Source organism: Janthinobacterium sp., from assembly GCF_031995485.1.
In the GTDB taxonomy this organism is placed as follows: Bacteria; Pseudomonadota; Gammaproteobacteria; order Burkholderiales; family Burkholderiaceae_D; genus Janthinobacterium.
This window is the reverse complement of sequence record NZ_DAMAGB010000066.1, coordinates 1-21,222: the sequence shown is the minus strand read 5'-3', so window position 1 is coordinate 21,222 and position 21,222 is coordinate 1. Positions and strand designations below refer to the sequence as shown.

Below are 21,222 nucleotides of genomic sequence, written 5' to 3'. Positions count from 1 at the left end.
GCTCAATAATGGCACTGCAATCCTTAGATATCCGGCGCCTGTCCGCCACCACCGTGACCCCGCCGCAGGCGAGGACGCCGGTGACGGGCACGGTGGCCAAGCTGATCGATGTGTCGAAATGCATCGGCTGCAAGGCTTGCCAGACGGCGTGCATGGAATGGAACGACTTGCGCGATGAAGTCGGCGAAAACCATGGCACCTACGACAACCCGACCGACCTGACGCCGCAATCGTGGACGGTGATGCGTTTTGCCGAACACGAAAGCAACGACGGCAACCTGGAATGGCTGATCCGCAAGGACGGCTGCATGCACTGCGAAGACCCGGGCTGCCTGAAAGCCTGTCCGGCGCCGGGCGCCATCGTGCAGTACACCAACGGCATTGTGGATTTCCACCAGGAAAACTGCATCGGCTGCGGCTACTGCGTGGCCGGCTGTCCTTTCGACGTGCCGCGCATTTCGAAAAAGGACGACCGCGCCTACAAGTGCACGCTCTGTTCGGATCGCGTGGCCGTCGGCCAGGAACCGGCCTGCGTGAAAACCTGCCCGACCGGCGCCATCGTGTTCGGTACCAAGGAAGACATGAAGGTGCATGCGGAAGAGCGCATCGTCGACCTGAAGTCGCGCGGCTTTGAAAACGCCGGCCTGTACGATCCCCTGGGCGTGGGCGGCACGCACGTGATGTACGTGCTGCACCATGCCGACAAGCCGCGGCTGTACTCGAACCTGCCGGACCGCCCACGGATCAGCCCGATGGTCGGTTTCTGGAAGGGCTGGTCCAAGCCGCTGGCCGTGGCCGGCATGGCAGCGACCGCCCTGGCAGGCTTCTTCCACTACACGCGTGTCGGTCCGAACGAGGTGAGCCGCGAAGAAGAGAACGAGGCACTGGAAGAGGCCAACCGCATCCGGGAGGAACAACATGAGCCACGTTGAGCATCATGATGCGCATCATAGTGAAGATCCTTTGCGCGACAAGGACGGCAATCCGCTGATACAGCGCTACAACCCCAATGAGCGCAGCAATCACTGGATCACCGCCATCACCTTCGTGATGCTGGCCTTGTCGGGCCTGGCCATGTTCCATCCGTCGATGGCGTGGCTGGCGCTGCTGTTCGGCGGCGGGCAATGGACGCGCATCCTGCATCCGTTTGCCGGCCTGGTGATGTTCGTCTCGTTCGCGATCTTGGTGGTGCGCTTCTGGCACCACAACAAGTTCGAGGACGGCGACAAGCAGTGGCTGAAACAGATCGACGACGTGCTCAACAACCGCGAAGAAAAGCTGCCCAAGATCGGCAAGTACAACGCCGGCCAGAAGATCCTGTTCTTCGTGCTGCTGTTCTGCATGTGCGGTTTGCTGCTGTCGGGCATCGTGATCTGGCGCGCGTATTTTGCGTTCTATTTCCCGATTCCCGTCATCCGCTTTGCCGCCCTGCTGCACGCTGGCTGCGCCTTCGGCATTATTTGCGCCATCATCGTGCATATCTATGCCGCCCTGTGGGTCAAGGGTTCGATCGGCGCCATGGTGCGCGGCACCGTCACCTACGGCTGGGCGCGCAAGCACCATCCGAAGTGGTTCGAGGCGGTGATACGCAACGACAAACACCAGGGTTAGCCTTGTAAGCCAGATACAAGAACTGGGGTCAGTCGCAACGGACTGGCCCCGTTCTTTTTATCGATTAAAATACTTTACGGCATAGCCATTATCCGTTGGCTCTGCCTTGCTTTTTTTGATGGGAACTCCATTGGTACAACGAATTCTTCAGCCGGGCGAAATCGAAGGCCTGGACCACAACGCGATTCCGCGCCTGCTGCTGCCGCAGCCCACCAGCCTGTTTACCGCGCGCGCGCTGCGCTTGCGCGAACTGGCGCAGGGCAAGATCAAGGGTATCCCGGTCGACGCCGGCATGCAGGGCTACCTGGTGCTGATGGCCGCGCTGGCCGATGCGCAGGCGGCGGTGGTGGCAAAACTGGCGCCTGGCGCCGTGCCGGTGGCCGACGCCGATGCGCTGCGCCGCGCGGTCCAGCACCGCATGCCGGTGCTGCCGGTCAGCGGCGCGCGTCCGCCCGTCTGGCGCGATATCTTCCGTGACCTGCTGAGCGAACTGGCCGCCACCGCCACCGCCCAGCCGGCGCTGTCCGCCGGCCTCACGCAGGTGCTGGCGCAGCTGCGCGCGCTGGACGACGTGGCGCTGGACGCCTGCGCCGACGCCGTGCTCGATGAAAACGGCGACCACCTGAACCCTATGCACGCGCCGTTTGTCGCCGCCGCGCTGCAGATCCTGTGGTCGACGTCAGCGAGCCAGCTGCGCGCCACGCGCGTGCCGGACCTGGAAACAGGCGCGCTGTGTCCTGTCTGCGGCTCGCATCCGGTCGCCAGCGTGATCCGCATCGGCGGCCAGTCGCAGGGTTATCGCTATCTGCACTGCGGCATCTGCGAAAGCGAATGGCATATGGTCCGCGTAAAGTGCTCGACCTGCGAACAGAACGGCAAGATCGCCTACCAGGGCCTGGATGCCAAGGACGCGGCGCCGTTCGACCCGGTCACGGCCAAGGACGACAAGCTGGCCAACAAGGCGAATGACCCGAAAAAGGTGGCGCGCGCGGAGACCTGCGACGACTGCCATACCTACCGCAAGGTCTTCAACCAGGAGCACGATTACAACGTCGAGCCGCTGGCCGACGACCTGGCCAGCCTGATGCTTGATCTGCTGGTCGGCGAAGCGGGCTACCAGCGCGCCAGCGGCAATCCGCTGCTGTGGCTGGGGAAAAGCGACGGCGGCGAGGGCCAGCCAGCATGACGGCCGCCGGGCAAACCGTGCGCCTGCCGTCGGTAGACCGCATCCTGGGCGACACGGCTTGCCTGGGCTTGACCGCGCAGTACGGCCGCGTGCAGACGCTGGCCTGCGCGCGCGCCGTGCTGGCCGAACTGCGCGCCGCCATGCTGGCGGGAGCCGTGTGCGAAGAGGGCGCCTCGATCGCCTCGGTCGTGGCGCAGATGGCTGAACGGCTGCAATCGCAAGCGCGCTCGCACTTGCGCAGCGTCTTCAACCTGACCGGCACCGTGCTGCACACGAACCTGGGCCGCGCGTTGCTGCCGGACAGCGCCGTGCAGGCCGTGGTGGAAGCGCTGCAGTGGCCGATGAACCTGGAATTCGACCTGGAGACGGGCAAGCGCGGCGACCGCGACGACCTGGTCGAGGAACTGCTGCGCGAACTGACGGGTGCCGAAGCGGCCACCATCGTCAACAACAACGCGGCCGCCGTGCTGCTGATGCTGAACACCCTGGCGCAGGGAAAAGAAGTGATCGTCTCGCGCGGCGAGCTGGTGGAAATCGGCGGCGCCTTCCGCATTCCCGACGTGATGACGCGCGCCGGCGCCGTGCTGCGCGAAGTGGGCAGCACCAACCGCACCCATCCCCACGATTACGCGAACGGCATCAACGAACATACCGGCCTGCTGATGAAGGTCCATTGCAGCAATTACGCGATCACCGGCTTTACCAAAAGCGTGGAACTCGATGAGCTGGTGCCGCTGGCCGCCAAACATGCGATTCCAACCGCTGTCGACCTGGGCAGCGGCACCCTGGTCGACCTGGCGCAATATGGCCTGCCGCATGAAACCACGGTGCGCGAAACGATCGAGGCCGGGGCCGACCTGGTCACCTTCAGCGGCGACAAGCTGCTCGGCGGCCCGCAATGCGGCGTGATCGTCGGCCGCGCCGACCTGATCGCCAGAATCAAGCGCAACCCCCTGAAGCGCGCGCTGCGGGTCGGCAAGCTGACCCTGGCTGCGCTCGAACCCGTGCTGCAGCTGTACCGCGCGCCGGACCTGCTGGCCGAACGCCTGACCACCTTACGTTTGCTGACGCGTCCTGCATCCGCCATGCGCGCGCAGGCCGACGCCTTGCTGCCGCAGCTGGCGAGCGTGCTGGGCAGCGCCTATATGGTGTCTGCCGAGGCGATGAAAAGCCAGATCGGCAGCGGCGCCTTGCCCGTCGATCAGTTGCCCAGTTTTGGCCTGGCGATCCGCAGCGCACCGGGCTCGCGCGCCAGCAACCCGCTGGGCACGCTGGAGCAGCGCCTGCGCGCCTTGCCTTGCCCCGTGATCGGGCGCATTGCGCAGGACACCTTGTGGCTCGATCTGCGCTGCCTGGAAGACGGGCATCAGGCGGCATTTGTCGCGCAACTGAACGAGTTGCGCGCATGATCGTCGGCACCGCAGGCCATATCGACCATGGCAAGACCACGCTCACGCGCGCGCTGACGGGCGTGCATACCGATCGCCTGAAGGAAGAGCAGGCGCGCGGCATTTCGATTGAACTCGGTTATGCCTACCTGCCGCTGGCGGACGGCACGGTGCTGGGCGTGATCGATGTGCCGGGCCATGAAAAATTCATCCGCACCATGGCCTCGGGCGTGACCGGCATCGACTTTGCGCTGCTGGTGGTGGCGGCCGACGATGGCGTGATGCCGCAGACGCGCGAGCACCTGGCGATTCTGCAACTGCTGGGCGTGACGCGCGGCGCGGTGGCTTTGACCAAGATCGACCGCGCCGATGGCGAGCGCGTGGCGCAGGTGGAGCGTGATATTGGCGCGCTGCTGGCGGCCACGCCGCTGACCGGCAGCCCCGTGTTCCCCACCGCCGCCAGCGTTGACAACGATCCCGGCGTGGCGGCCTTGCTGGCGCACCTGACAGACGTGTCGCGCAGCCTGCCGGCGCGCGACGAACGGCGATTGTTCCGCCTGGGCGTGGATAGGGTGTTTACCTTGTCGGGGCAGGGCACCGTCGTGACCGGAACCGCGCTGGCCGGCACGGCGACAGTGGGCGACACCCTGCAGCTGGTGCCCGGCGAGCTTGAAGCGCGCGTGCGCAGCATCCATGCGCAGAACCGCGCGGCGGACGCCGGCATGGCGGGCCAGCGCCTGGCGCTGAACCTGGCCGGCATCGGCCGCGACGCCATCGAGCGCGGCAACTGGCTGGTCGCGCCCGAGCTGGCGCAGTGTTCCGAGCGCATCGACGTGGAACTGACGCTGCTGCCAGATAGCGGCGTGCAGCTGAAAGCCTGGTCGCCGCTGCATGTGCACCTGGGCGCCGCGCACCAACTGGCGCGCGCCGTGGTGATCGATGGCGATACCTTGTCGCCTGGCCAGACGGCCCGTGTGCAGCTGGTGTTCGACGCACCGATGCATGCGGTGCCGGGCGACCGGTTCGTGGTGCGCAATGCGCAAGCCACGCAGACGGTGGGCGGCGGCATGGTGCTCGATCCGTTCGGCCCCGCGCGCAAGCGGCGCAGTCCGGTTCGCCTTAGCTGGCTCGACGCCCTGGCCACCTTTGTCGCGCATGGCAATTACGCGGCGCTGCTGGCGCAAAGTCCGCTGGGGTTGAGGGAATCCTTGCTGGTGCGGCTGTCGCTGCTGCCGGCCGCCGTGATCGCCCTGCCGGACGACACCCGCCGCATCGCCCTGCGCGGCGGCGACGCCCTGCTGCTGGCGCCAGCGGCGCTGGCGGCGCTGCACGAGCGCGTGCTGGCTGCCCTGGCTGTCTTTCATGCGCGTGCCCCCGATGAAGCGGGGCCGGAACTGTGGCGCTTGAAGCGCATCGTCGACGCCGAGATGGAAGACGCGCTGTGGAGTTTCCTGGTCGACGGCCTGCTGGCCGGCGGCGCCGTCATGGCGCGTGGTGCCAGCCTGCACTTGCCCGGCCACAGCGTGGAATTGACGGCCGAGGAGCAGGCGATGGCGGAACCGATGCTGGCGGCGCTGGAGCAGGGCCGTTTCGAGCCGCCATGGACCCGCGACCTGTCGCGTCAATTCGGTGCCGGCGAGGAGGAAACGCGCAGGCTGTTGCGCAAACTGGCCAAGGCGGGCCAGATCAACCAGGTGGTGCACGACCTGTTCTATCATCCGGCCGCGCTGGCCGAGCTGGCGCTGCTGGTGCGCCAGCTGGCGCAACAGGCGGAAGTGGAGGCGGGCTTGCCGGCAGGCTCCGGCGCCGTGGGCGCCGCCACCTTCCGCGATGCCAGCGGCCTGGGCCGCAAGCGGGCGATCCAGGTCTTGGAGTATTTCGACCGGGTCGGTTATACTCGCCGGGTTGGCAATGGGCATCTTTTACGCCCGAACGCGCAGTGGTCATTCACGCCAGCCGCCGCCAGCAGCTAGTTCCCGCACCGCGGAAAGCACACTCATCCGGTGATGTGGCCGGGCTTCAAACCCGGTGGAGGGCGTCAGACGTTCTCCCGTAGGTTCGACTCCTACTGTTTTCCGCCATTAATTAATTCGATCATCGCACGCGACGCAGTTTGAAGCATGCTCAAGCCAGGTTCGCTGCCAAGCACGCCGCCACGCGTCGCTGGCTGGGAGCCGCCTAATATCATCGCGAGCAAACGAAAAGATAGCCCGCACCCGTATCGACGACATGGAGCATCGCACCACCGACCTGCGTACCGAGTCAGGCCATGTGCATCAAACGTGGGTGGATATTCGGGAAGATATCAGGCAGGCAGAGATTCAACTCGCTGTTCAATGATCGAGCGGACAGACGGCACGCTGTGGCGCGGATTCCTATGTTTGTGATGTGCCAGCGACAATATATAGTTCGGCCGGCTGTAACCCCCTGATACCACACACGGATGCGCAGACTACATCGCGGCAGCATTGCTCGCATTGCCTTGTATCGCCGCAGCTTCCCAACCACCGCCTAACGCCAGGAACAGGGCAATTTGGTCTGTAGTGAGTTGCGCATCCGATTCTGCCAATGCGGCGTCGGATGCTGCCAGCGTCCGCTCAGAGTCCAGCGCCGAAAGAAAATCGATGCGGCCGTAGCGGTACAGCTGTTGCGATTGCGCCGATGCACGGGCGCTCTCATCGCGCGCCGTTTTCAGTGCCCCATTACGGCTCAGTTCATGCGCATATACTGTCATCGCGCTTTCGACTTCCTTCAGCGCGTTAATGACTACGCCATCGAAATGCGCCAGTGCGCTGTCTGTTCCCGCTTCGGCCTGCATGATGCGGCTGCGAGCCGATCCGGTCGATGGCAGGGTCCACGATACCACCGGCCCCAAGCTCCAGCGAAATGCGTTCGCTGCGCCGACACTGCTCAGTGAGCCCGCGCTACCAGCGCCGAGGCCGAATGTGATGTTCGGATACAGGTCAGCTGTCGCCATCCCGATACGCGCGGTGGCCGAGGCTAGGTTGCGTTCGGCTTGCCGGACATCCGGGCGCCGTCGCAGCAATGCCGCACCGTCACCGACTGGAATTGACGAGACCAGTCGCGGCGCCGCCTGGCATTGAAGTAAATGCCTGTCCATTTCAGCCGGCAGTAGCCCTGTTAGCGCGGCGAGACGATAGTGCGCGACGAGATGCCGGGATTGCAACGGCGGAAGCCCGGACTGCAGCTGGGCCAGCTGGCTGCGTGCCCGGGTTCCCTCGATGGCGGCCCCGCGGCCGCCGCGCATGCGTCGGTCCGTCAGCGTCACGAAATGCTGCTGCAAGTCAATCGAATGCTGAACAACCGTCATCTGACGCAATGCCGAGCAAGCATCGGCATAGGCGCGGGCCGTTTCAGCGGCGACCGTAATGCGTACCAGGTCGGCGGCAGCCTGGGCCGATTGCGTGTCGGCATTTGCGGACTCCATGGCACGCGCCAGCCTGCCGAACATATCCGCTTGATAAGCCACGGTCAGCCCACCGTCGTGACTCCACGCCGCCGGCATGCTCTTCGTCGTACCGTTCGCCGCACCGGAAGCGCGCCCGTATGAAGGGGCTGCACTGACAGCGACAACTGGCCTGCCGCCCGCTTCGACCTCCTGAGCAACGGCTTGGGTGCGCGCCAGGTTCGCAGCGGCCACTCGCAAGTCTGTGTTTGCTGCCAATGCCTGTTGGATCAGGCCGTCCAATACCGGGTCCTGATACAAGCGCCACCATTGTGCTGGAAGTGGCTCGGATGTATACGCCGTGTCATTACTGCCAAGGAATTGGGCTGCGGCGGACGGACGCTGCAATACCGCTTGCTGTGGCAAATTGTAGTTTGGACCGACAGTGCCGCAAGCCGATAATATCGCCAGCGCTGCCCAAGACAGAAGGATTCTTGTTTTCAAGGCTTGCTCCGTATCAGGAATGGTTTGTTTGCACATCGACAGTGACAGTCTGCCCGGCGACCAGTCGCGTCGCCGACGGCAGGACGTCGAGTTTGATGCGTACCGGGATACGCTGTGCCAGCCGGACCCAGTTGAACGTCGGATTGACACTCGAAAGTAAATTGGATGAGGTGGTCCGGTCCCTGTCGGCAATACCTCCCGCAAGGCTCTCAACGCGGCCATGGATCGTCGCCTGGTCGCCCATTGGCAGTACGGTTACCGGGTCGCCGATGTGGATGGCCCTCAGCTTGGTCTCTTCGAAATATCCCTCGACGTAATAGGAGTCGCTGTCGATGATCGCCATCACGGCATGCCCTGCGTTGACGTAGGAGCCCGAGCGCAAATCCAGATTCGCTATTTTCCCGTTTGCCGCAGAGAGCACTCTGGTGCGATCCAGATTCAATCTGGCCACATCCCGGTTGATCACAGCTTGTGCAAGCGTAGCGCGCGCCTGGTTGACCCGGGAAACCCCCTGTTCGCGGGATTCCACCGCCACCAGGTCGCGCAACGCGATGTTGCGGCGAGATTCTTTTTGCGCCTGTTCCATGGTCAGGCGTTGCACCGCGACAGCGGCTTCGGCTTGACGCAACGCGAGCTCAAATCGTGCGCGGTCAATTTCGAACAGCACCTCTCCCACTTTTACCTCCTGATTGTCGTGTACCAAGACAGCTGTCACCTGTCCGGTGACATCAGGTGCGACTTGTACGACGTCGGCTTTGACGCGGCCGTCGCGGGTCCATGGCTCCACCTCATAGTATTGCCACAAGCGCCAGGACAACATGCCCGCAGCAAGAACAAGCAGCATCGTGAGCGTAAAGCGGCCGATAGCCGGCAGGGTTGTTTTGAATGTCATATCAGTAGCCCCGGATTTTTAAAAGTTGGAACAAGCCGCTCAGAACAATGAGAAACAACGCAAATTCGAACAGGGCAGGGTGCCAAACCAGCCGGTAAAGGCCGACGCGCATGAACAGACGCCCCAGAACGCGCGTGACGATGGCCGCGGTGACGCATAGCAACAAAAGCGAGGGTACGTATAGTCCGTACAGACTGATTTCAGCAATCACGATTTCCGTTCCGGTGTTGATGGTTGATAGGCGGTCGCGCGCGGAAACAAGTCTCGCCGCATGCTCGCCAGGGTTGTCACGGCCAGCAAACCTGCCTGGCCGTTAGCGTGAAGGCAAACCGCGCGTAATGCGGCATCGAGGTGGTTGAGCAAACTTGGTAATGCGCCAGATGAATTGCGTTTGAAATGCATTTCCAGCTGTTCGAAGAGCGGCTGCAAAGAGACGCCGAATTGATCCAGCGCCTTCTGCTGTTCCCGCAGTTCGGCCACATGGAGACCCGCGCGCAGTTCACGCAGTTCACCGATCGCCTCGGCATGGGATTCGGGTGACAAGTGCGCAAGGGTCATGCGTGGAATTAGCAAGCCGATGCGATCGACCATGCGCGCAGCTGCGAAAAAGATTGGCGCCCGGGTCGACGCCAAAGTCATGTGCGCCATATCCCTGCGGGCGTGTGTGAGCATGCGACGTACCATCCAATGGCCGTTCACAGAACGCATGGCGGCCGTGACGACGGCGGCTGCGATTGAGCCAAATAGCTGGGCCACCGTGCCATTGGTAAAGCTTGTCATGTCCAGCGCGCCGATATCCTGTAGCGAAAGCATTCCAACCACGCCGATCACAAATGCAAAGCCCTGCGCCCATGTCGATGGGCGTCCCATGTAGATGCCGATTACCAGGCACATCGGTGCCAGCGCCAGTGTCAGCATTTCAAAACTGTGCAGTGCCGGCATTATCAGCAGGATATACACTGCGCCGACCGGTACTGAAAGCAACATGTACTTGACGAACATCTTGATGACGGGTACCGGATCGTCCTGCGTCGCGAAAACGCAGCAGTAGATGGCTGCCAATGTCGGCGCCTGGCCGCCCGAGGGCCATGCGGTAATGATCCAGAACGCGCAGCACAGGAGAATGGCGATTATCGCGGCCAACGCTGAACGGAGAGCCATCCCGTGATCGCGGTGCAGCGTGCGATATGGTGTCCCTGGCTTGAGGGCGGGAGCAGCGCCACGCATTGCTGAACTGAGGTGTCCACGAAACTCCAGCGCGCCCTCGAATGCTTCGATAAGCTGATCCAGTCGCTGGCTCAGGTTCAGGTGCAAAATGTCGCTCCAGGTGGCGTGCGGGTGCAGTTCCGGAGTCAGTTCGTGCAGCATTCGACGCAGGTGCGCGGCGCGGCCGGGATCGGCCTCGTTCCCAGCCTGTATCCAGGTCGCCACGTCCTCCAATAGCCATTTCCACGTGGTGTTCAGCGCGCCGGGTTCCAGATCATCCAGAGTTTGTAGACGATCCTCGACAGCGAGCAGTAACGGCACCAGAATAATCAGCCGGTCATGCAGTCCGCTCACAATGCGGGCAGTCCAGCGAAGGTGCGAGGTATCAAAGGGAAGGTGCGTGGCCATTATTCGTAGTTCACCGATTTCGCTCGCCAAGGCCAATCTCGCGTGCGCCGGTTGCGCACGTTCTGAAGGGGCGGGACGCAGAGCGTGCAGCAGCCACTGTCGGGCGTCATCGAGCGCTCTGTCGAGCCGGACCAGCAGTGCCGGGCCTACACTTTTAGGAAAAACAAGTGAATGTATGAGGGCTGTCGCCAGGATACCGATAGCAATCTCTTCTACACGTGCCAGGCCTGTATCAAAGACCGTTGACGGGTCTGAGACGGAGCCAAAGCCGATCACACTCGCGGTGTACCCTGCAAGCATAAAAACATAAGAGCGAGGTGTCCTGTCCAGTAGCGAAATGTACAGGCAAATCCCGACCCATCCCGCCAGCGCCAGGGACATCAACTCCGGCGCATTCGCCAGGCGCGGCACGATCAAGACAGTGGCGCCAGCTCCCATGATGGTCCCGCCGAGACGATAAACCGCCTTGGAGCGCACAGCCCCGGAAAAAGGGGCCGCAATGACATATGCCGTGAACCAGGCCCAGAACGGCCGAGGCAGGCCGGCGGAAAACGCGATGTAAAGCGCGAGCATCGAACTGATAAAGCATTTCAGCGAGAACATCAACTCGCTCGAGGAAGTCCTCCTCATCGCTATTCGGACTGACCAAGCCGGGTGCTTCGCTCCGCCAGCACGGCGTCGAGCCTGGTCAACACATCGAGGCAGACCTCCACATCAGCCTGCGGGATGTCGCTGAAGAGATCGCGGCGCAGCTTGGCAATCGCTTGTTCCGCACGCTGCGCCATTTCCGTCCCATCGCTCGTCAAAGACAAGAGTTTTGCCCGACGGTCCTCATGATCGTTATGGCGCAGGACTAAACCTGCGGCCGACAACTGGTCGATGAGCCGGACCAGCGAAGAGGGTTCGATACCCATTGCCTCCGCCAGAAGACCCGCGCGGACGCCGTTCCCGAAACGGGCAATCATGATGATCGGCCATGCTGTCGCATGCGACAAATCGAGCTCCGCCGTCAGTTCGTCGACTGCGCTTTTGTATGCCCGGCCCACGTGGTTCAGGGTGACGGTGAGCGTCATCAGTGTCTTGTCATACTTCTTCATGCCGGTCCATCCCTATTTAATTCTGATGCGTAATGTTAGCATGCGAAGTAAATTCTGGATAATTTTTTTTACGAAGGCAGACCGTGATGCTCACGCGTACTGGCGGTGTGTAACACCGGCATCCAACTGAATTTTCAGTACCGGTCTTCTCTTCGAAGAGGTACGTGCTCGCTGACGAAATCGATGAAGGCGCGCAACTTGGGCGTCATGTGTTTGCCCGATGGCCACAATAAGCGAAAGGTGTTCTGTTCGAAGGTGTACTGGTCCAGTACCCGAACCAGCGCGCCAGTTTCCAGCGCATCTTGAACCGTATGGTCGGACATATAGGCGATTCCCACGCCTTCGAGCGCAAAGCAGCGACGTGCTTCATTGGTGTTGCAGATGATGCGCCGGCTCAGGTTCAACGCCGGCTCGTCTGCTTCGCGGCGCAACTGCCACGTTTGCAGCCGACCGGTGTTTGGCATGCGGAACTGGATACAGTCGTGTTCCAACAGTTCGCTTGGATGCCGCGGGGTCCCGCGCCGCGCGAAATATTCTGGCGCGCCCACCAGCCACATTTGGAACGTGCCCAGCGTGCGCGAGGTCAGGCGCGAGTCGTCGATGCTGCCGCTGCGGATCACGGCGTCGTACCCTTCATCGATGACATCCACATGGCGGTTGTCGAAATCCAGATCCAGTTCCACTTCGGGGTACCGTTTCTGAAACGCGGCCAGCGTCAGAAGGAACGGTTCACTGATCATCGGCAAGCCGATGCGTAGCCGGCCAGTTGGCACGCGCGTCGTTTGCGACAGTTCGGCCTGCGCTGCGTCGAACTCTTCCCTGATACGCCGCGCGCGCTCCAAGAACATTTCGCCTTCAGCCGTCAGTGTCACGCTGCGTGTGCTGCGGTGGAACAGCCGCACACCGAGTGTCTGCTCAAGCCGGGTGATGCTCTTTCCGATTCCCGATGCGGACACGCCCACGGCCCGCCCGGCGCCGACAAAACTGCGCGTGTCAGCCACGTGCACAAATACATTGATGGCAAAACTATCCATGACGAGATCTCCTCATGCGGACGGATTGTCCGGTTTGTGCGGAAGTCTAACCTACTTAATCTCTTGCGGTATCCAAGTTATCGTGCACCTGTCGGAGGGTAGGCGGCGTCGTCACCTGATAGGCCGCCCATACCTCGGGCCGCGATTACGGATGGAATGTCAACACGCGTCGAGCTGTTGCCCGCTCAGATCAGGTATCAACCAAGCGCGCTCAGTGCGTGCAACTTTACTAGGAGTATTTATGAATCTTTTCATTACAGGTGCCACAGGCTTCGTTGGCGGCAGTGTTGCCCTTCGCTTGCTCGCCGCAGGTCATGGTGTGCGCGGTCTGGTGCGTGACAGTGCCAAGGCGGCACAGCTTACCGCCCTGGGCATCACGCCGGTCCTCGGCGGCCTGGACGACCACGATCTGCTCGTGCGCGAGGCACGCATGTCCGATGGTGTGATCAACATGGCCAACAGCGATCACGCGGGCGCCATTGAGTCGTTGATTGAAGGTTTGCGCGATTCCGGAAAGCCGCTGCTGCACACCAGCGGCTCCAGCGTGATCGGCGACGATGCACGCGGTCTGCGGGTGAACGACGCCATCTTTGACGAAGATACGCCACTGGTCGTTGACCCCGCCAAGCAGCCTCGTCGCGATGTCGACCTGCGCGTTTTAGGAGCCGGTCTCGAAGGTATCCGTGGCGTAGTCATTTGTCCAAGCAATATCTATGGCACCGGCACCGGCCTGACGCCGGTCAGTTTCCAGATTCCGTTTCTGGTTAACCGCGCCCGCGAATCGGGCGTGGTACGGATTGTCGGCACGGGTGTCAATCGCTGGTCGAATGTGCACATCGACGACGTCGCCGAGCTGTTCCTGCTGGCCGTCGAAAAAGCCCCGACCGGCGCCTTCTATTTTATCGAAAACGGTGAAGACTCGTTTGCCGACATTGGCGCGGCAATCGCGCGCCGGATGGCGCTTGGCCCGGTGCAGTTCCTGCCGGCCGAGGAGGCTGCCAAAGACTGGGGCGAAATGCATGCCTTCTTTACCTTTGGAACAAACAGCCGCGTGCGCGCGAAGCGGGCGCGGCGCGAACTCGGCTGGGCGCCACGCCACAGTTCTGCATTGGCGTGGATTGAACAGGAGATGCCAGTATGAACCAGGTCTGGTTTATCACCGGCAGCGCCGGCGGGATAGGTGCCGGTATTGCCCGCGCAGCGTTGGCGGCCGGTGATCTCGTCGTCGCCACCGACATTGACGAAGAAAGGCTGGCGGCGGTTTATTCGGAAAATGTCGAACATGTGCTGACGGTGGCACTCGATATCCGCGACCCGCTGCAGGCAGCTTCGGCGGTAGCGGCAGCGTTGGCACGCTTCGGTCGTATTGATGTGCTTGTCAATAATGCCGGCTATGGCCAGTTCGGTCCGTTCGAAGAAATTGAAGCCGAGGCCATTGAACGGCAATTCGCCACCAATGTGTTTGGTACCTTCAACGTCACCCGCGCAGTGCTGCCGGCCATGCGAAAACGGCGTGCCGGCCATGTCATCAATATGTCGTCGAATGGCGGCTTCAAAGGTGTGGCCGGCGCTTCGATGTACTCATCGAGCAAATTCGCCATCGAAGGTTTTTCGGAGTCGCTGGCACAGGAAATCGCCGGCTTCGGCATCCAGCTGACGATCGTCGAGCCAGGTGCGTTCCGTACCGATTTTCTCGATAGCCGAATGCTGAAGCTGGGCAGCGGCAGTATCGCCGATTACGCCGATTTCCGAACCCGCGCTGCCGCCGTGTTTGAGGCGCGTAACCATCAGCAGGCAGGCGACCCGGACAAGCTGGGCGAGGCGCTGGTTCTGCTCGCCCGTGAGCGGGTGCCGCCATTGCGCTTCGTCGCGGGGGCGGACGCGTTGACGGTCGTCGACAACAAACTCGCGTTCGTTGCAGCCGAAGTAAATCAATGGCGCCACCTGTCGCAATCCACCGATTTTCAATAACCGAAGAAAGCAAACCATGACTAAGAATTCGCCACAGCAGCAAGCAACCAACCCACAGGATATCGTCGCCCGCCTCGATGCACTGGAAAGCCGGATCGCCATCGAACGCTTGATTGCCAGCTATGCGCAGGCGTTCGACCGGCGCGACGCGGCCCTGTTGCGCAGCATCTGGCACGATGACGCACGCCTCTCGCTGGGAGCGGCCTTCGGCGACTTTTCCGGTATCGAGCCGATCATGGAGTCGGCAAAGACGAACTGGGCTTCGATGCCCCATATGCACCACTGGATGGCAAACGCGATCATCGACCTCGATGGTGAGCGGGCATCGGCGACTGTCGCGGTCGACTGCCTGTGCACCCATGTGAGCATGGGGCAGGTACAAATCAGTGGCCTGTACCACGACCAATTCGAGCGCCGCGATGGCCGCTGGGCATTCGTCGAACGTGAATTCGACATGCACTTCCTGACACCACTGGCCAACTGGGTGCCGGTCGCCGGCATCGAAGTGGTCGACTCGCTCGTCGCGTCGTAATCCGCCTTAACGTCATTTCGCATCAGGCATCAAGTTCACTTGCTGGCGCAGGCATGCGTTGTCACGCCAGCTCACTCTTCAGGAAAAACACCATGAAATTGTTGGAATCTTACAATCTGGGCGGCTTGCGCCTGCGCAACCGCGTCGTGATGGCGCCGCTGACGCGTTCGCGCGCTACGGACGATGTCGCCAACGATATGACAGCCGTCTATTACGGGCAACGTGCCACCGCCGGCCTGATCATTTCAGAAGGTAGCCCCATTTCGCGTGAGGGCCAGGGCTATTTATTCAATCCCGGAATTTACACGCCTGAACAGCTTGCCGGCTGGCGCAAGAGTACGGACGCAGTGCATCAGGCTGGTGGACTGATCTTTGCCCAGCTATGGCACGTGGGGCGCGTGTCGCATACCTCGATCCAGTCCGACGGGGCGGCACCTGTCAGCGCAAGCAGCAAGGTGGCGCGGGGCGCTTTGGCATTTGGCTATGACCAATCTGGCAAACCGGCATTTGTGCCCACCTCCGTGCCGCGCCAGTTGAGCACAGAAGAAATCGCACGTCTGATCGGCGATTTTGTCACGGCGGCTGCAAATGCCATCGAAGCCGGTTTCGACGGCGTTGAACTGCACGGTGCCGGTGGCTACATATTTGAACAGTTCCTCAATCCGGCCGTCAATGACCGCAGTGATCAATATTCCGCGACGCCTCTGGCGAACCGGATGCGCTTTTTGCTCGAGACAGTGGACGCAGTGGCCGCCCGGATAGGAGCAAATCGGGTCGGCATCCGGTTTTCGCCATTCGGTGAGTTGTTTGATATGCCAGCCTACGCCGACGCCGAGCACACCTATCTTGAACTGGGACGGGAACTGGCTGAACGGAAAATCGCGTATGTCCACCTGATGGACCAGTCCGGATTCCGACTGGAAGACGCCATCCTGCCGGCAAACGCACATTTTCCCAGACTGCTGGAAAAATTACGGGACTCGTTCCACACCGGCGCCATCATCGTCGCTGGCGGACTGACACGAGAGCGCGCGAACCAGTTGATCGCAGACGGCGTCATTGACCTGGCGGCATTTGGCGAACCGTTCATCTCCAATCCGGACCTGGTGGCGCGTTTCGAACATGGCTGGCCACTGGCCCCGGCCGACCGGGCCACTTTTTATGGCGGCGGTGCGAAGGGTTACATCGATTATCCGGTGTATGTCAGCGAGACAAAAGCCGATACAGGTAGCCCTGATGAAAAGTGCTGATCAAACAGTACCTGGCGCCGCGCCGAGAGGCGCGGTCCCGTTCATCATTCTGGGTTTGTTCGGACTGTACACGCTGGAGTTCGGTGTCGTCGGCATGCTGCCGCAGATCAGTACCCAGTTTCAGATTGCGGCACCGACCGCCGCACTGCTGATGGGCGTGTTTGCGCTGGCGGTGGCGCTGTGCGGCCCGTTGCTGGTTCTGTACTCGTCACGGCTGGCGCACAAGCGGGTCCTGGTAACAGCGCTGTTCATGTTCGCATTGTCAACACTGCTTTCCGCTGTGGTGACCGACTTTCGCCTGTTGCTGGCGCTGCGGGTACTCGCCGCGCTGTTTCATCCGATGTTTTATAGCGCGGCGATCAGCACAACTATCGCGCTCTATCCGCCTGAACGCAGCGCCTATGCGGTATCGCGTGCTGTCATCGGCAGCACGGTCGGCATGGTGGTGGGCGTCCCAGTGATGGGTGCCATTGCGACGACGTTTTCCTATCAGACGGCATTCCTGTTCTGTACGGCCGTTTCGTTGCTGGCAGGCGTATGCATTCTCGTCAAGCTGCCGGCAAGCGCGCCACCGCGGGCACTGAGCGTGGGGCAACAGTTGTCAATCCTGAAAGCGCCTACGTTGTGGTTGAACGGTGCGGCGGCGGTGCTGATGACGACTGCCCTGTTTTCCGTTTTCAGCTATGCGGCAATCTATCTGCAGCGACAACTTGGTCTGGATGGGACGCACAGCAGTCTGATGCTGTCTCTTTTCGGCATCGGCGGCGTGGGCGCGAACCTCGTGATCGGGCGCTTCCTGGACCGGCATCTGGTGGCAACCGTACTGGCGCTTCCGTGGATTGTTCTGCTGCTCTACCTGGTGCTTTCTTGCTGGACGGGGTCGTCGCTGCTGGCAACTGGCTTGCTGCTGCTGCTGTGGGGTGTCGTGCACTGCTGTGGCATGGTATCCGGCCAGGCGTGGCTGCGCTCGGTCACCGCCACAGCGCAGGATTTTGCCACCAGCCTCTTCCTGACTGCCGCGAACGCTGGAGTCATGGCGGGTTCGTCCCTGGGTGGTCTCGCGTTCGCACGGGCCGGCATGCGCGGTGCTTTTTTATGCGGTGCCGTATTTGCCATTCTCGCCTTGGTAACAGTGGTGTTGAAAGTCCTCCTGTATGGACGATACGCATCACGACAGGCGTTTCGCGCATCGTCGCTTCGGTATTGACGGCGTATGCGGACATGGGCGACCAATGGCAATCAGAGCAGCGACCGTGGTTCTGCGTGTCCATCTGCCTGGACATTGATTCCAAAAAATCCATCTTGTTGGCCGAAAGCCGGGTGCCTACCATGGAAACAGTGCCAACGGTCCTGATTGCCAAGCTTAACGCTGGCTGCGCAGAAAGCGTGCTCTGACAGTCGGGCGGTCTGTCGTTCCGGTTGCGCTACGGGTGGGAATTGCACTCTGGGTCCCCCTGAAATTTAAAAGGATACATGATGTTATTAAAGATCAATGGAAAGCAACTCAGCTACAACGGCGATCCACACATGCCACTGCTGTGGTACCTGCGAGACGTGGCTGGTTTGAACGGCACCAAATTCGGGTGCGGCATTGCCTTGTGCGGTGCTTGCACGGTGCACCTGGACGGCCGCGCTGTCCGCGCTTGTCAGCTGCCACTGTCCGCTGTCGGCACCGCCGAAGTTACCACCGTTGAGGCGATCGGTGAAACCCGGGTCGGTCACACCGTGCAACAGGCATGGGTCCGCTTGCAAGTGCCGCAGTGCGGCTATTGTCAGTCGGGTCAGATTATGTCAGCCACTGCGCTGCTGAGCGAGCAATCCCGCCCCAATGACGCCGACATCGACGCCGCCATGTCAGGCAACCTCTGTCGCTGCGCAACCTACGTCCGGATACGGGCCGCCATTCATGCGGCAGCAAAGGAGCTGGCTAAATGAGCCCGACCGCTGGCAAGAAAGGTAACTTTCGCCTGGCGCGCAAGGCCGGCTGGCTGGCCTTGCTTGTAATGCTGGCAATGGCGGCGGCGATGGCATATATGGCATGGATGCCGAAGGGGCCGGAGCCAGATGCACCAGTTGCCGGAACACCCGCCAGCGTGACTGGGTTGCTGGCGCGCGGTGCCTACCTCGCTCGCGCTGCCGATTGCATCGCCTGCCACACGATACCCGGCGGCGAGGAGTTTGCCGGCGGGCTGGCATTCACATTGCCGTTTGGCGTTATCCGGTCGAGCAATATCACGCCGGACCGGTTGACTGGCATTGGCGCGTGGAGCGACGATGAATTTGTCAAAGCGGTACGCCAGGGCGTGGCGCCACGCGGCCATCTGTATCCCGCCATGCCTTACACCTCGTACACGGGCATGAGCCGGAATGATGTACTTGCCATAAAGGCGTATCTGTTCAGCCTCAAACCGGTGTCGGCGCCCGCCGCACCGCTGGAACTGAGCTTCCCGTTTAACCAGCGTTGGGGTTTGGCGTTGTGGAACATGGCTTTTTTCCAGGACCACCGTTTTGAACCGGCGCCGGAAAAGGGCTTGACCTGGAACCGTGGCGCTTACCTGGCCACCGCACTGGGCCATTGCTCAGAGTGTCATACGCCGCGCAATATCGGGTTTGGTCTGAAACTCAAACAAGGATTGGCTGGCGCACCGGTACAGGGATGGATGGCCTACAACAGCTCCTCCGACATGCGGTATGGCGTGGGTGCGTGGAGCGAGCAGCAACTGACAGATTTTCTTTCGAAAGGCCATGCGGAGGGGCGAAGCTCGGCCGTTGGCCCGATGGCGGAAGTTGTCGAGCATAGTCTGCAGTATCTTGCCCCCGTTGATATCGCCTCGCTGGTGGTCTACCTGCGCGCGACGCCGGCGCAGGCCGGTCAGCCGGGAACCGAAGTCGCCTTGCAGCCGGCACCGGCCGCTGCATCCACCGCCGTGATACCGGCCAGTTCGGTCGCGCCTGACGGAGAGCACGGAAAGCGTCTGTTCGCCGCAACCTGCGCCGGTTGCCATCAATGGAATGGCGCCGGACGGCAAAGCGATTATGCGGCCCTCGCCGGTAGCCGCACCGTGAATGATCCGCACGGGCACAGCCTCGTACAAGTCATCTTGAGCGGCAGCGGGCTGGCCATCGGCGGCCAGTCGCAGCGCATGCCTTCTTTCGGCACCCTTGGCGACGCAGACATCGCCGCCCTGGCAAATTACACAATCAGGCAGTTTGGCGCGCGGCAGGGAGAGGTTAGCGCCAGGCAGGTGGCTGCCCAACGCCATCCTTAACGCGGGCAAGCAACTCCGGCAGCACAACCTTTACCAGGAATAAAAAATGGACAATCGAGAAATATCTCCCGCGCGCCGTCGTGTGCTGAAAGCCGTTGGCGGCATGGTGATCGGCTTCTATTTACCGACCGCCGGCGCCGCCAAGCGCGTAGTGCCCGTTGCAATCTCGCTCAAGCCGAACGCGTTCGTACGTATCGACGTCGACGACACCGTTACCGTGACGGTGAAACATAGTGAAATGGGGCAGGGGCCACTCACCGGCCTGACGACGCTGGTCGCCGAGGAGCTCGACGCCGATTGGTCGCAAATGCGGGCGGTGCAGGCACCGGCCAACACAAAGTTATACAACAACCTGGAATTTGGTCCCATGCAAGGCACTGGCGCGTCCAGCGCGATGGCCAATTCGTATGAGCAGATGCGCAAGGCAGGCGCAACTGCCCGCGCTGCACTGGTTCAGGCGGCCGCACGGCGCTGGCGTGTGCCGGCAGCGGAAATTTCCATTCAGCGGGGAGTGGTCCGGCATCTGGCCTCGGCGCGTCATTGCAGCTTCGGCGCATTAGTCGCCGAGGCGTCCGCGTTGCCGATTAGCGGCACAGTGCGGCTCAAGCCTGCATCCGCTTTCACGCTGATTGGCCGGACCGACCCGGTGCCGCGCCTTGATGTGCCTGGCAAAGTAAATGGAACCACCTTGTACACCATGGACATCCACGCCCCGGGCATGCTGACGGTGGTGGTCGCGCGGGCTCCGCGTTTCGGTGGTCGTCTTAAGTCGTTTGACGGCGCCGCGGCACGCGCGGTTGAAGGCGTGGTCGCGGTCAAGGCGATCCGCAGCGGCGTGGCGGTGTATGCGCTCAATACCTGGGCCGCGCTTTCCGCGCGTGCGCTGCTGCGCACCGAGTGGGATGACACTGCCGCGGAGATGCGCGGCAGTGTCGAGCTGTTTGCTCGCCTCCACCAGCTCGCTGCCGCACCTGGCCTGTTGGCCGCCTCCAGCGGCGACGCACAAGCTGCACTCGCCGGCGCAGATCACGTTCACGAAGCGCAGTTCAGTTTTCCTTATCTGGCGCACGCTCCCATGGAGCCACTGGATGGCTATATCGAGTGGGATGGCAAGCGGGTCAAGGCGCGGTTTGGAAGTCAGATTCAGACGCTGGACCAAATGCAGATTGCGAAATTGATGGATATCCCGATTGAACAGGTCGAACTGGAGACCTTGTTGTCTGGAGGGAGTTTTGGGCGCCGCATCGATATGGGCAACGATGTGGTTGCGCAGATGGTCGAAGCGGCCCAGGCGATCGGCCCGAATCGACCACTCAAGGTGGTGTGGACGCGCGAGGACGACATTCGGGGCGGCTTTTATCGCCCCATCGTGTATCACCGGTTGCGCGGTGCGATACGCGACGGTCACATCGTCGCCTGGAGCGACACCATCGCCGCCCAGTCCTTCACTTTCGGCACGGCGATGGAG

General features: G+C 61.9%; 19 protein-coding genes and 1 tRNA gene. 14 read left to right on the top strand and 6 right to left on the bottom strand.

Annotation, left to right across the window (positions count from 1 at the left end):
- Positions 1-8 precede the first annotated feature (8 nt).
- The 6 genes from fdxH to RTQ46_RS25450 all read left to right on the top strand — a co-directional run bounded on the left by fdxH (position 9) and on the right by RTQ46_RS25450 (position 6,266).
- Positions 9-932: a formate dehydrogenase subunit beta gene (gene fdxH, locus RTQ46_RS25475; protein ID WP_312440393.1), complete on the top strand. Its 924-nt coding sequence runs from the start codon at positions 9-11 to the stop codon at positions 930-932.
- The gene (locus tag RTQ46_RS25470) at positions 919-1,611 is read left to right on the top strand and encodes a formate dehydrogenase subunit gamma (RefSeq protein ID WP_312440392.1); all 693 of its coding nucleotides are present in this window, start codon (positions 919-921) and stop codon (positions 1,609-1,611) included. Before fdxH ends, RTQ46_RS25470 begins: the two co-directional genes overlap by 14 nt.
- 118 nt (positions 1,612-1,729) lie before the next feature.
- Positions 1,730-2,797: a formate dehydrogenase accessory protein FdhE gene (fdhE, locus tag RTQ46_RS25465; protein ID WP_312440391.1), complete on the top strand. Its 1,068-nt coding sequence runs from the start codon at positions 1,730-1,732 to the stop codon at positions 2,795-2,797.
- A complete protein-coding gene (gene selA / locus RTQ46_RS25460) occupies positions 2,794-4,206 on the top strand; it encodes an L-seryl-tRNA(Sec) selenium transferase (RefSeq protein WP_312440390.1) in 1,413 nt (470 codons plus the stop codon). The genes fdhE and selA overlap by 4 nt, the downstream gene beginning before the upstream one ends.
- Positions 4,203-6,158: a selenocysteine-specific translation elongation factor gene (gene selB / locus RTQ46_RS25455; protein WP_312440389.1), complete on the top strand. Its 1,956-nt coding sequence runs from the start codon at positions 4,203-4,205 to the stop codon at positions 6,156-6,158. Before selA ends, selB begins: the two co-directional genes overlap by 4 nt.
- A gap of 12 nt (positions 6,159-6,170) precedes the next feature.
- Positions 6,171-6,266, top strand: a tRNA-Sec gene (locus RTQ46_RS25450).
- Positions 6,267-6,637: 371 nt separating this feature from the next.
- Here RTQ46_RS25450 and RTQ46_RS25445 read toward each other — a convergent pair.
- The 6 genes from RTQ46_RS25445 to RTQ46_RS25420 form a co-directional block, all read right to left on the bottom strand.
- Entirely contained in the window at positions 6,638-8,095 is a 1,458-nt protein-coding gene (locus RTQ46_RS25445) for an efflux transporter outer membrane subunit (RefSeq protein ID WP_312440388.1), read from the bottom strand.
- A 13-nt stretch (positions 8,096-8,108) separates the two neighbouring features.
- The gene (locus RTQ46_RS25440) at positions 8,109-8,987 is read right to left on the bottom strand and encodes an HlyD family secretion protein (RefSeq protein ID WP_312440387.1); all 879 of its coding nucleotides are present in this window, start codon (positions 8,985-8,987) and stop codon (positions 8,109-8,111) included.
- A 1-nt stretch (position 8,988) separates the two neighbouring features.
- A complete protein-coding gene (locus RTQ46_RS25435) occupies positions 8,989-9,198 on the bottom strand; it encodes a DUF1656 domain-containing protein (protein WP_312440386.1) in 210 nt (69 codons plus the stop codon).
- Positions 9,195-11,204 (bottom strand): FUSC family protein, encoded by a 2,010-nt coding sequence (locus tag RTQ46_RS25430; protein WP_312440385.1) that lies wholly within the window; start codon positions 11,202-11,204, stop codon positions 9,195-9,197. The genes RTQ46_RS25435 and RTQ46_RS25430 overlap by 4 nt, the downstream gene beginning before the upstream one ends.
- A gap of 29 nt (positions 11,205-11,233) precedes the next feature.
- A complete protein-coding gene (locus RTQ46_RS25425) occupies positions 11,234-11,698 on the bottom strand; it encodes a MarR family transcriptional regulator (RefSeq protein WP_312440384.1) in 465 nt (154 codons plus the stop codon).
- Positions 11,699-11,832: 134 nt separating this feature from the next.
- Positions 11,833-12,732, bottom strand: coding sequence for a LysR family transcriptional regulator (locus RTQ46_RS25420; protein WP_312440383.1), 900 nt, complete (start codon positions 12,730-12,732; stop codon positions 11,833-11,835).
- Positions 12,733-12,973: 241 nt separating this feature from the next.
- Here RTQ46_RS25420 and RTQ46_RS25415 point away from each other — a divergent pair, with 241 nt between their 5' ends.
- From RTQ46_RS25415 to RTQ46_RS25380, 8 genes are all read left to right on the top strand, one after another.
- Complete coding sequence (locus tag RTQ46_RS25415) at positions 12,974-13,873, top strand: NAD-dependent epimerase/dehydratase family protein (protein WP_312440382.1); 900 nt, start codon at positions 12,974-12,976, stop codon at positions 13,871-13,873.
- On the top strand, positions 13,870-14,703 hold the full coding sequence (locus tag RTQ46_RS25410; RefSeq protein ID WP_312440380.1) for an SDR family NAD(P)-dependent oxidoreductase: 834 nt from the start codon (positions 13,870-13,872) through the stop codon (positions 14,701-14,703). The genes RTQ46_RS25415 and RTQ46_RS25410 overlap by 4 nt, the downstream gene beginning before the upstream one ends.
- Before the next feature lie 16 nt (positions 14,704-14,719).
- Positions 14,720-15,235, top strand: a complete 516-nt coding sequence (locus RTQ46_RS25405) for a nuclear transport factor 2 family protein (protein ID WP_312440379.1) — start codon at positions 14,720-14,722, stop codon at positions 15,233-15,235.
- A 92-nt stretch (positions 15,236-15,327) separates the two neighbouring features.
- The gene (locus RTQ46_RS25400; RefSeq protein WP_312440378.1) at positions 15,328-16,485 is read left to right on the top strand and encodes an alkene reductase; all 1,158 of its coding nucleotides are present in this window, start codon (positions 15,328-15,330) and stop codon (positions 16,483-16,485) included.
- Positions 16,472-17,692: an MFS transporter gene (locus tag RTQ46_RS25395; protein WP_312440377.1), complete on the top strand. Its 1,221-nt coding sequence runs from the start codon at positions 16,472-16,474 to the stop codon at positions 17,690-17,692. The genes RTQ46_RS25400 and RTQ46_RS25395 overlap by 14 nt, the downstream gene beginning before the upstream one ends.
- Positions 17,693-17,958: 266 nt before the next feature.
- Positions 17,959-18,420 (top strand): 2Fe-2S iron-sulfur cluster-binding protein, encoded by a 462-nt coding sequence (locus tag RTQ46_RS25390; RefSeq protein ID WP_312440376.1) that lies wholly within the window; start codon positions 17,959-17,961, stop codon positions 18,418-18,420.
- Positions 18,417-19,754: a c-type cytochrome gene (locus RTQ46_RS25385; RefSeq protein ID WP_312440375.1), complete on the top strand. Its 1,338-nt coding sequence runs from the start codon at positions 18,417-18,419 to the stop codon at positions 19,752-19,754. Before RTQ46_RS25390 ends, RTQ46_RS25385 begins: the two co-directional genes overlap by 4 nt.
- 46 nt (positions 19,755-19,800) lie before the next feature.
- Positions 19,801-21,222 (top strand): xanthine dehydrogenase family protein molybdopterin-binding subunit (locus RTQ46_RS25380; RefSeq protein ID WP_312440374.1); only part of this gene is annotated, 1,422 nt, incomplete at its 3' end.